Origin of the sequence: Pseudoduganella sp. R-32, from assembly GCF_049913245.1 — a bacterium.
Classification (GTDB): Bacteria; Pseudomonadota; Gammaproteobacteria; order Burkholderiales; family Burkholderiaceae_D; genus Rugamonas.
Genome location: NZ_CP183987.1, coordinates 5123962 through 5139214, shown reverse-complemented (window position 1 = coordinate 5139214; position 15253 = coordinate 5123962). Strand labels below are relative to the sequence as shown.

Genomic DNA, 15253 nt, shown 5'->3' with positions numbered 1-15253 from the left:
ACAATCGTATGGCCCATTCAGTCGAGTAATTCGCAACGTAGCAATGCGTAAACATTCATGTCGATGTGCTTGCCGCGCACGAAGTTGGCTCCCCGCGCCACCCCTTCCTTGGTAAAGCCTGTTTTGATGGCGACACGTTCGGAAGCCAGGTTGCGGGAATCCATGCGAATCTCCAGCCGGTTTATCAGCAGGCTTTCGAACAAATGGCGCACCAATAACCGCACAGCCTGGGTGGCGATGCTTTGGCCCCGGAGTTAGGTCGAGAACATGGTGTAACCGATTTCGCGCGCGTTAAAGTAGGGTACTGAGCGGAAATGCCAGATGGTGCCAATGATGCGATCCGATTTGGAATCTATGATCACCAGGCGCTTGCTAGTACTCCCGCCGATACCAAAAACAGTCGGGCAATGCGGCCATGCCGATGCGCTGGTAGAAGGGTACTGCTTCCGGGACTGAACTGAGTATGAGGTTGACCGTTGGACCGAGATGCGCGCGCATTTCTTCGATCAGGCGCGCGCCGATGCCCTTTCCTTGCACCTCGTCGCTGACCGCCAGGTCGGACAGGTAGCAGGCAAACGAGAAGTCCGTCATGGCGCGCGCGATGCCGACCAGTTTTCCATCATCCATGCGTGCGGTCAGGATCAGGTTGGAATTCGCCAGCATCGCGCCCAGCCGCGCGGTGTCGTCCAGAGGGCGGCGGCGGCCCAGGCCAGATGCGTGCAAAAGATGGCGGAATTCGTCGATGCCGACGTCCGCTTCAACGGAGTAGGTGATGGTCGGATTCATGCACCGAATTTTACCAAATTGCCAACTCACCCAAGTCCGAAGACTCTGATCAGCAGTGCTGGTCGAGCCATTCGCCGACGAGTGGCCACAGGACTTTTTCCTGGTGCGAGCGGAAGAAGCCGAAGTGGCCGATGCGCTCCTGGTTGAAACTGGCGGGACTGAGCACGCGGTAATCAACCTTTGCGCTGGTGTACGCCTCGTGCAGCATGCGCGAGCCTGATTCGCGCAATAGTTCGTCATCGCCGAACGTGAGGCCGAGTACCGGGAAGCTGGCGCTGGCATAGGCTTCGCGCGCGCCGGGTTCGCCGGTGAGCAGGTAATCCGGCGTGAGGCACCAGCGGCGCCACTGCATCATGGCGCCGCGCGGAATGTCGCCGAGGATGCCCAGCCGCTTGCCTGGGAAGTAGCCAAGCACCCTGCAGAACAGCGGCGTCAGGACGTGCCACAGCAACGGCGCGGTACGCTGGATGCGCGGCTGGTTGTGGCGCGTGGCGCCGCTGCCGACGGCGATGTTGATCAAGCCCGCTACCTTGCCGATGGACGGCAGCAGTGGCGCGGTCTGTCCTCCCAGGCTGTGGCCGAGCAAGAACAGGGGAAGCGCGGCGTCATGCCGCGCGGCGTGCTGCACGACGGATTCGAGATCGAGCGCAATCCAGGTCGTGATGTCGGCCTTGCAGCGGCGCAGCGGTCCTTCGCGGGACTCGCCCATGCCGCGGTAATCGAAGGTCCATACACGATAGCCCAGTCCCGCCAGGAAGGCGGCGAAGGCGGCGTAGAAGCCTTGGGGAATCGCCATGCCGGGGGCGATCACCACCTGGGCGCGGGCGGGGCGCGATGGATCGTGGCGGTAGGCGGCCAGTTGCTGGCCGTCCTGGGCTTGCAGCGTGAAGCGGGTGGCGCTCATCGTTTTGATCCTTCGTAGGCGACACCGGTGTGGGATGGATTGGTGGCGAGCGTGCGCCAGGCGGCGCTGCTCAATTCATCAATTGCATTAAGCGGATTGAAGCCGACGCGCCCTCCCAGCCAGTTGCGCGCCAGTTCCTGTGATGGGCCGAGCAGCAGGGGGCCGTACAGTTCGATGGGCATCCGGCGCAGCACGCCCTGCTTGAACCATGGCTTCAACTTCTCGAACACCTCCCTGAAATGACTCGCCGTGCGCTGGCGGATGGCATCGTCATGTTCGGCACTCACGGCCTGGCGGCGGGCGAACAGGAAGCGCGCCATGTCCGGCTGCTCCACGATCCAGTTCAGGTGGGTGCTGACGATGGCATGGATGGCGAATTCGGCGTTTCCGGCCCGAGCCACATTGGCCTTGATCTGCTGCCAGTAGCTATCCAGCCCTTGTGCAAACAGCGCGGCGGCAATGCCTTCCTTGTTGCCGAAGTGGTGGTAGATGCTGCCCACCGACGACTGGCTGCGCTGGCGGATGTCGTCGATCGACGTGGCCTCGATGCCTTTTTCGGAAAACACGGCAAGGGCGGCGGACAGGATGGCTGATTTTCGGTCGGCTTGGGTCATGTCTAGAATATTGTTCTAGAATGACATTCTAGTCAAGTTTCTTCGTTTCGGGTTAAGCTCACCCGCATGAAAAAGACCAGGGCCCGGCGTACGGGACGCGCCATGTTTTTGAGCCTGCTATTCCTGGCCTTGTCGACCACGCAGCCGGCGGCTGCAAACCCCGCCAAGGCGCCGCAGCAGGTTGTTTATCCGCGACCGGAGTCCGAGCATGACAGCCGTTACCTGTACGACTGGGAGGTGTTGCGCACGGCGCTCGAGAAGACCCGCGCCAGGTTCGGGCCCTACGAGTTGCGCCAGGCCAGCCAATTCATGTCGCCGGCACGAGTGACGACCGAAGCCGCAGGATCAGGCTCGATCAATCTTTTTGTGCGGGCCACGTCGGCGCAACTGGAGCAGCAATTTCGCCCGGTGCGCATTCCGGTTGATCGAGGCCTGATCGGCTACCGCTTGCTGCTGGTGCGCCACGAGGACTTGCCCCGGTTCGCCGAGGTCAAGTCGCTCGACCAGCTGCGCCGCTTTAGCATTGGCCAAGGCAAGGGCTGGGTCGATATCGGCATCCTGCAGGCCGGTGGCTTCAAGGTGGTGGAAGGAAATAACTACGACGGTTTGTTCTCCATGTTGGAAGTCAGGCGCTTCGATGCCCTGTCACGTTCCGTCGACGAAGCCTTGAGCGAATACGATGGATGGCACAAGCGCTTCGGCTTCGAGGTGGAGCCTGACCTCGCGCTTTACTATCCGCTGGCGCGCTACTTCTTCACGCGCCGCGATGCGGAAGGGGAGGCGCTGGCGAACCGGCTGGAGGCGGGGCTGGAGGCGATGGTGCAGGATGGTTCGCTGCAGGCGCTGTTCATGACCTACAAGGGTCCGCTGATCAAGCGTTCCGGCCTGGCGCGGCGCCGCCTGTTCCGCATTCCCAATCCAGACCTGCCGCCGCAAACACCGCTGGCACGCAGCGAGTTGTGGTATCGGCCGCAGGAGCCGGCAGGCAAGCGATAGGCACGATCGCAATGGCCGGGTTACACTGGCTGGCAAGGAGGAGGCGCCATGAAAGCTTGGATATTGGCCGTCGTGACGGCTATCACCCTGGCAGGATGCAGCACCCCGCAACCGCACGAGCAACCACGCCAGCAGCAACCCTTCATTTGCCGGACGGTGGAGTCGGGCCTCGGCCAGCCCCTGGTCGATAACCAGCAGGGCATCGGCCATCCCGTGCGCGATGACGCCGGCAAGCTGGCCGGTTACAGCAGCCAGTGCGCCATCAAGCCGCGCATCCAGCATTTTTACTACACCGGCACGGGCTTCAAGCCGTTTGATATCGGGAACGGCTACCAATCGCCACCTGCCGATCTCAAGACGGTAGTCGTGAATGGCACGGTGGTGCCGTTTGTGGTGCGCGTGGAGGCCGGCACCATCAACCGTTTCATCTACACGATTGCGATGCTTGAGCGTGCGCCCTGGAACCACAAGCTGGTTTACTGGATGCGCGGCGGTGTCGGCATCGGCCACCAGCAAGGCACGGCAATGTGGTTCAGCGATGCCTTGAACGGCTCGGAGAAGCAGTTGATGCCGAAGCTGCTGGCGCAGGGCTATGCGATCGCCAATTCCTCCGGCAACGAGAGCGGCGTTCACTACAATATGCGGCTGGCCGAGGAGACGGCGGCGCAGACCAAGGCTTACTTCGTCGAGAAGTACGGCAAGCCGCTGTATACGATCGGCATCGGTGGCTCGGGCGGGGCGGTCCAGCAGTACATGTTTGCGCAAAATCGCCCCGGCCTGCTCGATGCGGGTATTCCGGTGCAGTCCTATCCGGACATGGTGACGCAATCGATACCGGTTTCCGACTGCCCATTGCTGGGGCAATACTTCCGCGACGAGGTGGCGCGCGATCCTAATTCGCCGTGGGCGACCTGGAGCCGCCAGTCGCTGGTGCAGGGCATGAATGCCAGCGACACCGTGAAGAATCCTTTTACCGGCAAGCCCGGCACCACCGAGTGCATCAATGGCTGGCGCTTTGCGATGCCGACGGTGCTGAACCCGCATTTCCGCGACAGTAAATTCGACAAGGCCATTGCCTTTTATGGTTATGCGCCGGCAGCTTTCGCCGGCGTGAAGTGGACGCACTGGAACGACCTGGAGGAGTTCTATGGTTCGGATGCAGAAGGTTTCGCGCCGATCCCGCTGGACAATGTGGGAGTGCAGTATGGCCTTGCCGCGCTGGTAGCGGGCAAACTTGGTGCCGATGAATTCCTGCGGCTGAACGCCTGCGCCGGAAGCTGGAAGGAACAGCGCGATTTCGTGCCGTATAAGCCTGACAGCGATCCTTTCGATTCGGCCAATATGCACCGTAGCGCGGCTTGCCGCGATCCGGCCGGGACACCGGCGCAGCGCCGGGAGGGCAACCAGGGGGCGATACGCGCGGCATTCGATTCCGGCCATGTGTTCACCGGCAAGCGGCTTGGCATACCGATGATCGACCTGCGTCCGTACCGCGAGGCGGAACTGGACATGCACAATGCACGGCAGGCGTTTTCGATTCGCGCCCGCCTGCTGGCGGCTAACCCGGGCGAAGCAAAGCGGCAGGTTGTCTGGTTTGCAAGGCCGGACACGGATCTTTCGGGGCAGGTGATGCAGGCGGTATCGGTGCTGGACAAGTATCTTTCCAGCGGCGGCGCGCCGGCCGAATTTGCCGACCGCTGCGTGGACAGCGCCGGCACCGTGCTGGCTTCCGGTCCGCAGGCCTGGGCCGGCATCCTGGATGGCGGCAAGCCTGGCGCCTGCACGCAGGCTTTCCCGATCCATGCCAGCCCGCGCATGGTGGCCGGCGAATCGATCCGTGGCGACACCTTCAAATGCCGGCTGAAACCCCTTGCGAAGGCCTATACTGACGGGACTTATGGGCCTGCAATAAGGTTCAGCGATGCGCAAAAAGCGTGGCTCTCCCGGATCTTCCCGCAAGGCGTGTGCGATTACAATAACGGGTTATGAAGATCCCACCATTGAAATACCTTGTTCCCGGCACCCTGGCCGGGCTGCTGCTTGCCTACACCGGCATCGGCTTCCTCGCCGTGCCGGCCATCGTCAAGTCACAAGCGGCCAAGCAGGCCTCGGAAAAACTGCATCGCCAGCTCAGCATCGAGGAAGTCTCGTTCAATCCGTTTACGCTGGCCGCCTCGGTGCGCGGCCTGAAGATGATGGAGCAGGATGGCAGCACTGTTTTTGCCAGCTTTGACCGGCTGGGAGCGGACCTGTCGTGGCAATCCGTCACGAAAATGGCGCCAGTCGTGCAGGAAATCCGGCTGACCAGGCCTTATGTGCACCTGGCGCGCAACGCCGATAACCGCTACAACATCGACGACATCCTGAAACTGATCGCGAGCCAGCCGCCGTCGCCTGAGCCGGCGCGCTTCTCGGTCAATAACATCCAGCTGGAGGAGGGCAGCTTGTCCTTCGATGACAAACCGGCTGGAGTGACGCATAAGGTGCAGGACCTGAAACTGGGTTTACCGTTTGTCTCCTCGCTTCCCGCGGATGTGACGATTTTCGTGGAGCCGCTGTTCAGCGCCAATATCAATGGCGCGCCGCTGCTCCTGAAGGGCAAGGCGCGTCCGTTCGCCGAGCCGAAAGACTATGCGCTGGACCTGAAGCTCGATAAGGCCGACCTGACCAGCTACCTGGGGTACCTGCCGTTCAAGCCGGGCTTCATGCTGCCGTCGGCACACCTGGAGGCGCAGCTTAGCCTGACCGTGGTGCAGCCAAAGGAAAAACCGGCATCGCTGGTGTTGGGCGGGGAGGCGACGTTGTCCGGTGCGCAGTTGCAGCAGCTCGACGGCACGCAAGTGGCCAGGCTGGACGCCCTGAAGGTCAAGCTGGGCAAGCTGGACCTGCTGGCGCAGCGTTTCGAGATCGCGAAGGTCGGCATCGATGGGCTGGAACTCGATGTCAAACGCAGCAAGGATGGGGTGCTGAACCTGGATCAGTTGCTGCCTGCCGTCGCCCCTGCGCCGGCAGATGCGCCTGTGCCTGCGGCCAAGCCGGTAGCCACCGGGCCGGTCGTGCTGCTCAAGGAACTGGCTGTCAACGGGGCGGCGCTGCGCTATGCCGATGATACGCCGCAGGGCAACCTGCGCGCCGACCTGGCGAAATTCGGGCTGCTTGTGCAGGATATCGCTTTCGACGGCGCCAAACATACGCTGGACATCGCGTCTGTCAATTCGAGCAGTGCGCAAATCGACGTCCACCAGGGTAAGCAGGCCGGCAAGCCAGCCGGCGACCAGGCGGCAGCCAAGCCGGCAGGCGAAGGCACGACGCAGATCAGGATCGGCAAGGTGGAGATTGCCGACTGGGATGCGAAGTTGCGTGAGGACCTGCGTGACGAACCGACCGTGTTCAAGCTGTCGCCGCTGTCTCTGACCGTTGAAGGCTATTCCAACGCACCGGGCGCGGCTTCCGAAGTGGCGCTGAGAACCGCCGTCAATAAAGGCGAGCTGGAAATCAAGGGCAAGCTTGCGCCATCTCCGCTGAGTGCGGATCTGGCGCTGGAGCTGAAGAATTTCGACCTGCTGCCTTTGCAGCCTTATGTCACCGATTACGTCAACCTGCGCCTGTTGCAGGCTGACGTTTCCAGCAAGGCGCGCCTGCGGCTTGAAACGGGCAAGGACGGTGCGGTGGCCGGCGGTTTCAAGGGCGACGTCAGCGTGAACCGGCTTTCCACTGTCGACAAATCGAGCTCGAACGACTTCCTGAGCTGGAAAACGCTGGCCTTTGGCGGCATGGAGGTGAACTTCAAACCGTTCACCCTGAACATCGACCGCGTGGCGCTGGATGATTTCTTCGCCCGCGTCATCATCGACCCGAACGGCCGCCTGAACGTGCAGGACGTGATGCGCAAGGAAGGCGAAGAGGGCAAGAGCCTGACCGAGGCGGGCACGCGCGCCGAGGCAGTCAAGGATGCCAAGGCCAGGGCGAAAGAGGTGGCGCAGGCAGCGCCGCCGCCAGCCGCCGCGCCTGCTGCGCCCAAGGCGACTGCGGCCAAGTCTGCGGAACCGCTGCCGCCGATCCGCATTGGCAAGGTGCTGCTTTCCGGCGGGCGCGTGCGCTTTACCGACAATTTCATCAAGCCAAACTACACGGCCAACCTGAAGGACCTGGGTGGCACGGTAAACGGCCTGTCGTCGGATCCGGCGCATGATGCAAACGTAGACCTGCGCGGCAACGTCAGCGGCGCGCCGCTGCTGATCGCCGGCCGTGTGCACCCGCTGAAGCAGGAGCTTTCGCTGGACCTGCGCGCGGAGGTGCGCGGCATGGAACTGTCGCAGCTGTCGGCGTATGCGGACAAATACGTTGGTTATGGCATCGAGAAAGGCAAGATGACGTTCGAGGTGGCCTACGCGCTGCAGAACCGCCAGTTGAAAGCCGAGAATCGCCTGGTGCTCGATCAGCTCACTTTCGGCAAGGAGAGCACGAACCCTGACGCCACCAGGCTGCCCGTGAACCTGGCGGTGGCACTGCTTAGCGACCGCAATGGCGTGATCGATATCAACGTGCCGATTGGCGGATCGCTGGACGATCCTCAGTTCTCGCTGGGCGGGATCATCCTCAAGGTGATCGGCAACGCCATCATGAAGACCGTCACTTCGCCATTCGCCCTGATAGGCTCCCTGTTTGGCGGCGGCGAGGAGTTGTCGATGCTGGAATTCGACCAGGGGCGCGCTGCGCTGCTGCCCGCATCGGAAGGCAAGCTGAAGTCGCTGGCCAAGGCGCTGACCGAGCGCCCTGGCTTGAAGCTGGATATTACCGGCCGCTTCGATGACGCGGCGGAACTGGAAGCGCTCAAGCACGTGGCGCTGGAACGCAAGCTGCGCCAGCTCAAGACGCGCGACCTGCAGGCGCGCGGTGCGGCGCTGCCGGAAGGCGGGGTAGTGGTGGCCAGGGAGGAATACGCCGGCTTGCTGGAGCGTGCCTACAAGGACGAGACCTTCGTCAAGCCGCGCAACGCGCTGGGCTTTGCCAAATCGCTCCCTGCGGATGAAATGGAAAAGCTGATGATGGCCAATACCAAGCTGGAACAGGACGATTTCATCACCCTCGGCAACCGCCGTGCGCAGGCGGCCAAGGACTGGCTGGTAAAGCAGGGCCAGGTGCCGCCGGAACGCATCTTCCTTGTTGCGCCCAAAGCCGGTGCCGCTGCCCGCGTCGACTTTGCCTTGCACTAGGAGCCACGCATGCCAACGCTGGAACTGGGTAGCGCGCAACTGCATTATGAGATGATCGAGGGCGATCTGAGCAAGCCATTGCTGGTGTTCCTGCACGAAGGCCTCGGCTGCATCAGGATGTGGAAGGAATTCCCGGAGCGGCTCTGTGCCGCCACGGGATGCGCAGGAATGGTCTACGAGCGCCAGGGATACGGGCAGTCTTCGCCGCAACCGGCGCTGCGCAGCATTCATTACCTGCACCAGTTTGCGCTGGCCGAACTGCCGGCAGTGATGGAGCGCCTGGCACCGGGCCGCGAACATATCGTGGTAGGACACTCGGATGGCGGCAGCATTGCCTTGATCTATGCGGCGGGACGGCCGCAGGGCTTGCGCGGGGTGCTCACCGCTGCTGCGCACGTGTTTGTCGAAGACGTGACGATCGAGGGCATCCAAACAGTGCTGGCGGCCCACAGCGCCGGCAAGATGCGGGCACTGGCGCGCTATCACGGCGACAAGGCCGAGCAAGTGTTTTCCTCCTGGGCCGATACCTGGCTGTCGCCCTGGTTCAGGCAATGGAATATCGAATACCTGCTGCCGGCGATAGCCTGTCCGTTGCTGGCAATGCAGGGCAGCGAAGATCATTACGGCTCCGGCGCGCAACTCGATGCCATTGAAAGGGGCACGCCTGGCGCCCGCCAGCTGCTCTTGCCCGGCTGCGGCCATAGCCCACACATCGAACTGCCGGATGCCGCCTTGCAGGCCATGGCGGCTTTCATCAATCCTTTGGCGGGGTAGGAGAAGGCTTCTGCGGCTTGGCATGCTTGAGCATTGCCGCCAGCAGGGTGACGTCTTCATCGCTTTCCGGTAGCGCGGTTGCGGCTTGCTGCTGCCTGCGCGGCGCACCTGGCGCCTTGGCGGAACGTGGGTGCGCCGGCTTTACGGTCGGGAGGGATGGCCCGGTGGTGGTCAAGCCGGGCGTGGACAGTTGCGGTGTGACGGCAGGTTCGCCCTGCGGCGCCACAGCGTTGACGATCGTCGCAGCCTGGGACGACGCGGCATCGCGCTCGGCGTGCCCCGGCGTTGAGGCCTGCGATGGTGCGGCCGGCAACGCCGATACCGGCGGCAGTTCCGGCGTAGGCCCATGGACCGGGCTGCCATCCTGAAGCCAGGCCCAGCTTGCGGCGGCTACGGCGAGCAGCGTCGCGATGGCCGCCAGACGGGCGCGCTGCGCCGCACTCCACCCGCTCCATTGGCGGGCCGGGACTGGCACGCTGCCGCCATTGGCCAGCCGCGCCAGGATGCGATGGCGATCGTCCCGCTGCGCGGGGCCTGTAAACAAGTCCGGCCGCATAAGTCCTCCCAAGCTTGATTTCGCTCGACCCGTCCGATTGCGGGGCGGCATAGGATTCCAGTGTCGCGCGCCATATGCGCTTTCGTATTGATGGATCGCACCATGTTGCCATTTATCGTCGCGGGCATTTTCGTCGCGGCCAGCGCCGCCGGCTGGCTGTTGCTATTTCCACCAAAGCGCCGGCCCAGCCCACGCCAGCGACGCATGCTGTTGAGCGGTGCCGCGACTGCGCTGCTGGCTGCCGCGCCGGCATTGCTGGTGCGCTTGCTGCGTCCACGCCAGATGCTGCCGGCGTTCGACGACAGCAGCCGGCCTGCCGATCCGCAAATTGCCGCCTTGCTGCAAGGCGAACAACTGGTGCCGCCACTCCCGTTGCCGCCGCCGGCTTTCGCCACGGCGGAAGTGGAGTTGCTGCGGCCGATGCTGTCGCAGGCCGATCGCGACTGGCACCGGTTGGACAAGGATTTCGCGCAGCGCCTGCTGTTGGTGTTCAATGTCATGCGCGATCGGCACGGCTACGAGATGGCACTTCTGGAAGGTTACCGCAGCCCTGAACGGCAGGACCGGCTGGCCGCGGCGGGCGGCCATGTCAGCAACGCGCGCGCCTTCCAGAGCTACCACCAGTTCGGGCTGGCCGCCGATTGCGGCTTTATCCGTGAAGGAAAGGTGGTCATCAGCGAACGCGATCCGTGGGCCATGCGCGGCTACCAGCTGTATGGCGAAGCGGCGGAAGCGATAGGGCTGGTGTGGGGAGGCCGCTGGGCCATGATGGACTTTGGCCACACCGAATTGCGCGTACTCGAAACCAGGGCTTGAGGAGGCTCAAGAAGCGGCGCCCGGCTTGGTGGCAACATCGGCCAACCTGCCTCCCTTTTCGGGTCCATCATGCTGCAACGAACCTGGTACCTGCTCACCGACAGGCGCACCCTGAATGTCCTGGCCTTCGCATTGCTGGCGGGACTATTCCTGCTTGGCGCAGAACTCCTGCAACTGGCGCTGGTGTGGGCGCTGGCCGCTACCGTGGCGGTCGCATTGCTGGCGCTGGCCGTGCGGGGCGGCCGCCGCTACCTCGCTCACCGGCGTGAAGCCGAACCACCGCCGGCCGCGGAAACGCGCGCCGAGGCCGACCTGAATGCCGTTCGCAGCGCCATGCTGGAAGCCGTCGCCACGATCAGGAATTCACGCCTGGGCCGCGCAAGCGGAGCTCGCGCCTTGTACGAACTGCCCTGGTATATGGTGATCGGCAATCCGGCCGCCGGCAAAAGCAGCGCGATCACCCAGTCCGGCTTGCAGTTTCCGTTCGCCGATCCAAAGGCGGTCCAGGGCGTCGGCGGGACGCGCCAGTGCGACTGGTTCTTTACCGCCGAAGGCATCCTGCTTGATACCGCTGGCCGCTACGCGGTACAGGCCGTGGACCGGGAAGAGTGGCATGGCTTCCTCGGCTTGTTGAAGAAGCACCGGCCACGGGCGCCCGTCAACGGCATCATCATCGCGGTCAGCATCGCCGAGTTGCGCGGCGACGACACCGAGTCGGTATTGCAGCTTGCGCGCAGTTTGCGCCAGCGCGTGCAGGACCTGATCGAGAAACTCGAAGTGTTCGCGCCAGTGTATGTGATGTTCACCAAGGCCGACCTGGTGGCCGGGTTTGCTGACTTCTTCATGGACGCGGAGGTGGCCGAGCGCGAGCGGCCCTGGGGGGCCACAATGCCTTTCCGGCAGAAGGCCGGCTGCCGCGACATGCTGGCCTTCTTCGAGCAGAGTTTCGACGAGTTATGCGAAGGACTGCGCGAAATGGGGATCGCCACCATGGCCCAGCGCCGCCGCGAGCTGGTGCCCGCCGGCGTGCATACCTTCCCGCTGGAGTTCGCGGCGTTGCGCGCACCGTTGAAAGCCTTCTTGGCCACGCTGTTTGAAGACAATCCTTTCCAGTTCCGCCCCTTGTTCCGGGGATACTACTTTACCAGCGCGTTGCAGGAAGGACAGCCGCTGTGCGCGCAGTCGCTGCGGGTTGCGCAGCGCTTCGGACTGACTCGACCCGCCGAGCCGGAGCCTCGCATGGGAACGGGGACGCAAGCCGGATATTTCCTGCCCCGTCTTTTCCGTGAGGTGATCTTCGCCGACAAGGACCTGGTCTCCCAATATGCGACGCGCAGGCAGCGGCTGTTGCGCAACGGCGGCTTTGCCGTGGCGATCCTGCTGCTCGGCGTGGCGCTTGGCGCATGGACCTGGTCGTATTCGGGCAACGCGCAGCTAGTCGCCAATGCGGCGGCGGACCTGGACAAGGCTGTCAAGCTGCAGGCGCAACGCCCGGACCTGCAATCGCGCCTTGAAGCGCTGCAGCTCTTGCAAGACCGGATCGGGCAACTGGATACGCTGGACCGCGAATCGCCATGGCTGCTGGGCATGGGCCTTTATCAGGGCGAGGTGCTGGGCCGCAAGCTGCGCAGCGAGTACTTCAAGGGGATGGCTGAAATCCTGCTCAAGCCTGTCGCAGCCAGCCTGGAAACGCAATTGTTCGCCCTTGGCCAGCGCGAGGCGAGCAATGTCGAGGACTCCTATAACGCGCTGAAAACCTACCTGATGCTGGCCGATAAGGAGCATGCGGAAACCGGCCATCTGGGTGACCAGCTTACGCGCCACTGGCGCAGCTGGCTTGAGGCCAACCGCGGCGCCATGCCGCGCGAACAGCTATTGCGCAGTGGGGAAGGCTTGTTATCGTTTTACCTTTCGCAGTTGAACGATCCGGCCTGGCCGCGCATCGAACCCAAGCTGGCGCTGGTCGATACGGCGCGCGAGCAATTGCGCCAGGTGGTGCGCGGCATGACGGCGCGGGAGCGCGTGTATGCCGAGATCAAGGCGCGCGCCAGCACGCGCTATCCAGCGATGACGGTGGCGCGCATTGTCGGGGAGCAGGATCGGGAGCTGGTGCAGGGCAGCCATGCCGTATCGGGCGCGTTCACGCGCGAGGCATGGGAGGGCTACGTCCGCGCTGCGATCCGCGAGGCAGCAAACAGCGCGCTGCAATCGCGTGACTGGGTGCTGAAAACGGAGGAGCGCACGGACCTGACGCTGGAGGGCAGTCCAGAACAGGTGCAAAAGGCGCTGACCGACAGCTACAAGGCGGAATACGCCAAGGAGTGGCAAGCCTTCCTGCAAGGCGTCGCGATTGCCGCAATGCCCGACTTTTCGCATACGGTCGAGGCCATGAACCGCCTGGGCGACCCTGCCATCTCGCCGCTGCTGAAGGTCTGGAGCACCGTGGTGGCGCAGACGGGGTGGGACAATCCGGGCCTGGCTGCGGCCGGCGCGCAACAGGCGGAGCAGGGCCTGGCGCACTGGTTCAAGGCGCAGCTGTTCGAGCGCACACCAACCGCAGGCGTGGTTGCGGCCTCGTTGCCGCAGGCCGGCGCGCTGGGCCGCGAATTTGCGCCGGTGGCCGGCTTGCTGGCAGCGCGTGACAGGGATGGCTCGCAGATGCGGACCTACCTCGACCATCTTTCGCGGCTGCGCGCACGCCTCAACGGCATCCGCAACCAGGGCGACCCAGGCCCGGGCGCCAGGCAGCTGATGCAGCAAACGCTGGAGGGCTCGGGTTCCGAACTGGCCGATGCGTTGCGCCATGTCGATGAACAGATGATGGCGGGGCTGGGAGAGGCGCAAAGGCAGGCGGTGCGGCCGCTGCTGGTGCGACCCTTGATGCAGGTCTTTGCGGGGCTGGTCGCTCCGGCGGAGGCCGAGATCAACAAGACCTGGCAGGCGCAGGTCTACGAGCCGTTCAACCGTACGCTCGCGGGAAAGTTCCCTTTCGCCCCCGCCGGTAGCGCAGAAGCGAGCCAGGCGGAGATTGGCCAGGTGTTCGGACCGGACGGCGCAATCGCAAAGTTTGCCGGCAGCGCGCTGGGGGCGCTGGTCGTGCGGCGCGGCGACGTGCTGGCTCCGCGGACCTGGGCCGACATGGGCATCAACTTTGCGCCGCAGGCCTTGCAGCGCTTTCCGGCCTGGATGGCGCCAGTGGCGGCGGGCGGGGTTGCCTCCTCTACGCAAACGGTCTTCCAGCTCTTGCCGCATGCCGGCACCGGGTTGGCAGAATATTCGATCGAGATAGACGGCCAGTTGCTGCGCTTTCGCAACGGCGTGCCGCAATGGGCGAACATGGTTTACCCGGGGCCGCAGGGAAGCAGCGGCGTGCGCATCAGCGGCGTCACGCCGGACGGAAAGGTGGTAGAGCTGTTTAGCGAGAGCGGTGCCACCGGGCTGCGGCGGATGATCGATTCCGCCGCTCGCACGCGCAAGGAAGAGGGTGTGCATGAACTGCGCTGGAACAGCGGCAGCGTGATGGTCGCGGTGGACTTGCGCATCACCAGCACGCCCGGGAGCGTACAGGGCGACGGCGGATTCCGGGGCATGCGCTTGCCCGAGGTAGTGGTCGGCAAAGGAAGCGCGCCATGAACGCCCAGTCACAGCGCGTCGCCTATTTCGGCAAGCTGCCTGGATGCGCTGATTTTGTGCGCTCGCCCGGCGACCAGGTATTGGTGGAGTTGATGGACCAGTGGCTGGCAGCTGTCATGCAGCGCCTCGCCGGTAATCCGCGTTGGCGCCAGCATTACGACGCATGCCCTCCGCTGGACTTTGCGTTTATCGGCACGCGCTCGCGCCAGGTTGTCTGCGGACGTCTGCTGGCCAGCCGGGACCAGTCCGAACGCCGTTTTCCTTTCACTTGCATGGCGGTGCACCAGGTCGCAAAGCCGCGCGATTTTCTTCCCTGCAGCCCGCTGGCGCTGGCGCCGGCATGGGAGGGCCTGGCTGTCGCAGCCGGTGCAGCCACTGCTGCAGCCACCCGGCCTGTCGACGGCATCTTGCCTGTGGCCTTGCGCGAGCTGGCGCCGGCGCAAGCTTCACTGGATGACTACCTTGCGCACGCCTGCCTGGACAGCCTGGAAAATTCGCTGGCGGCGCAGCAGGGAAGCATGCCGGTACGGAACCTGCTGCTGGCATTGGGTTTGCTGTTGTCGCCGCTCAGCGAACACCCTCCGGTCACCGCGCGCAGCCTGGCGCTGCCTTTGCCGCGCGACGCAGTATTGCGTGCGCCGGTTGCCGCCTTCTGGATGTCGTTGGCTGCGCCGTTGCTGGCGCGCCAGGACCTCGAAATTGCGATGTTCCTCGCGCCTGTCGCCGGGCAGCCGTCGCTGGTCCTCGGGCTCGATGGCGCCAACCCGGCCAGCCTGTATTCCGTGATAGATCCGGAGGCGGGGCAGGATGGCATGGTGGTGCTTGGCGACTGCGCGTGGGCCGAAGCCGCGGCCCATGGCGATGCTCCCTTGCAGCGCCTCTCGGCATGCCTGGAACAGGGGCAGCTTGGCCTGCCCGTTGCCATGCAGCTGTTCCATGAAACCTTCTGCTGATAAGG

The 15253-nt window shown here is 64.0% G+C and carries 12 protein-coding genes; 7 read left to right on the top strand and 5 right to left on the bottom strand.

Features of this window, described 5'->3' with window-relative positions; genetic code table 11:
• Nucleotides 1-17: 17 nt before the first annotated feature.
• The 4 genes from ACN9MU_RS23435 to ACN9MU_RS23420 form a co-directional block, all read right to left on the bottom strand.
• Nucleotides 18-239, bottom strand: a complete 222-nt coding sequence (locus tag ACN9MU_RS23435) for a GNAT family N-acetyltransferase (RefSeq protein WP_426323837.1) — start codon at nt 237-239, stop codon at nt 18-20.
• Between the two features lie 133 nt (nt 240-372).
• Nucleotides 373-786 (bottom strand): GNAT family N-acetyltransferase, encoded by a 414-nt coding sequence (locus tag ACN9MU_RS23430; RefSeq protein ID WP_426163021.1) that lies wholly within the window; start codon nt 784-786, stop codon nt 373-375.
• A 49-nt stretch (nt 787-835) separates the two neighbouring features.
• A complete protein-coding gene (locus ACN9MU_RS23425) occupies nt 836-1690 on the bottom strand; it encodes an alpha/beta fold hydrolase (RefSeq protein ID WP_426343529.1) in 855 nt (284 codons plus the stop codon).
• Nucleotides 1687-2304, bottom strand: coding sequence for a TetR/AcrR family transcriptional regulator (locus tag ACN9MU_RS23420; protein WP_426343528.1), 618 nt, complete (start codon nt 2302-2304; stop codon nt 1687-1689). Before ACN9MU_RS23420 ends, ACN9MU_RS23425 begins: the two co-directional genes overlap by 4 nt.
• A 102-nt stretch (nt 2305-2406) precedes the next feature.
• On the opposite strand from ACN9MU_RS23420, the gene ACN9MU_RS23415 reads away from it, so the two are divergent.
• Genes ACN9MU_RS23415 through ACN9MU_RS23400 form a run of 4 tightly spaced genes read left to right on the top strand, consistent with a single transcriptional unit; the run spans nt 2407 to nt 9290 of the window.
• The gene (locus tag ACN9MU_RS23415; protein WP_426163014.1) at nt 2407-3300 is read left to right on the top strand and encodes a hypothetical protein; all 894 of its coding nucleotides are present in this window, start codon (nt 2407-2409) and stop codon (nt 3298-3300) included.
• Nucleotides 3301-3348: 48 nt separating this feature from the next.
• Nucleotides 3349-5289, top strand: coding sequence for a DUF6351 family protein (locus tag ACN9MU_RS23410; protein WP_426343527.1), 1941 nt, complete (start codon nt 3349-3351; stop codon nt 5287-5289).
• 11 nt (nt 5290-5300) lie between these two features.
• Nucleotides 5301-8516, top strand: a complete 3216-nt coding sequence (locus ACN9MU_RS23405) for a DUF748 domain-containing protein (RefSeq protein WP_426343526.1) — start codon at nt 5301-5303, stop codon at nt 8514-8516.
• A 9-nt stretch (nt 8517-8525) separates the two neighbouring features.
• Nucleotides 8526-9290: an alpha/beta fold hydrolase gene (locus ACN9MU_RS23400; protein WP_426318724.1), complete on the top strand. Its 765-nt coding sequence runs from the start codon at nt 8526-8528 to the stop codon at nt 9288-9290.
• On the opposite strand, the gene ACN9MU_RS23395 is transcribed toward ACN9MU_RS23400, so the two are convergent.
• Nucleotides 9271-9846, bottom strand: a complete 576-nt coding sequence (locus ACN9MU_RS23395) for a hypothetical protein (RefSeq protein WP_426163004.1) — start codon at nt 9844-9846, stop codon at nt 9271-9273. The two genes, ACN9MU_RS23400 and ACN9MU_RS23395, sit on opposite strands and share 20 nt — an antisense overlap.
• A 102-nt stretch (nt 9847-9948) precedes the next feature.
• Between ACN9MU_RS23395 and ACN9MU_RS23390 the strand changes: the two genes are divergently transcribed.
• The 3 genes from ACN9MU_RS23390 to tagF all read left to right on the top strand — a co-directional run bounded on the left by ACN9MU_RS23390 (nt 9949) and on the right by tagF (nt 15248).
• The gene (locus ACN9MU_RS23390; protein ID WP_426343525.1) at nt 9949-10662 is read left to right on the top strand and encodes a M15 family metallopeptidase; all 714 of its coding nucleotides are present in this window, start codon (nt 9949-9951) and stop codon (nt 10660-10662) included.
• A 69-nt stretch (nt 10663-10731) separates the two neighbouring features.
• A complete protein-coding gene (gene tssM, locus ACN9MU_RS23385; protein WP_426343524.1) occupies nt 10732-14295 on the top strand; it encodes a type VI secretion system membrane subunit TssM in 3564 nt (1187 codons plus the stop codon).
• On the top strand, nt 14292-15248 hold the full coding sequence (gene tagF / locus ACN9MU_RS23380) for a type VI secretion system-associated protein TagF (RefSeq protein ID WP_426162997.1): 957 nt from the start codon (nt 14292-14294) through the stop codon (nt 15246-15248). Before tssM ends, tagF begins: the two co-directional genes overlap by 4 nt.
• The last annotated feature ends 5 nt before the right edge of the window (nt 15249-15253 follow it).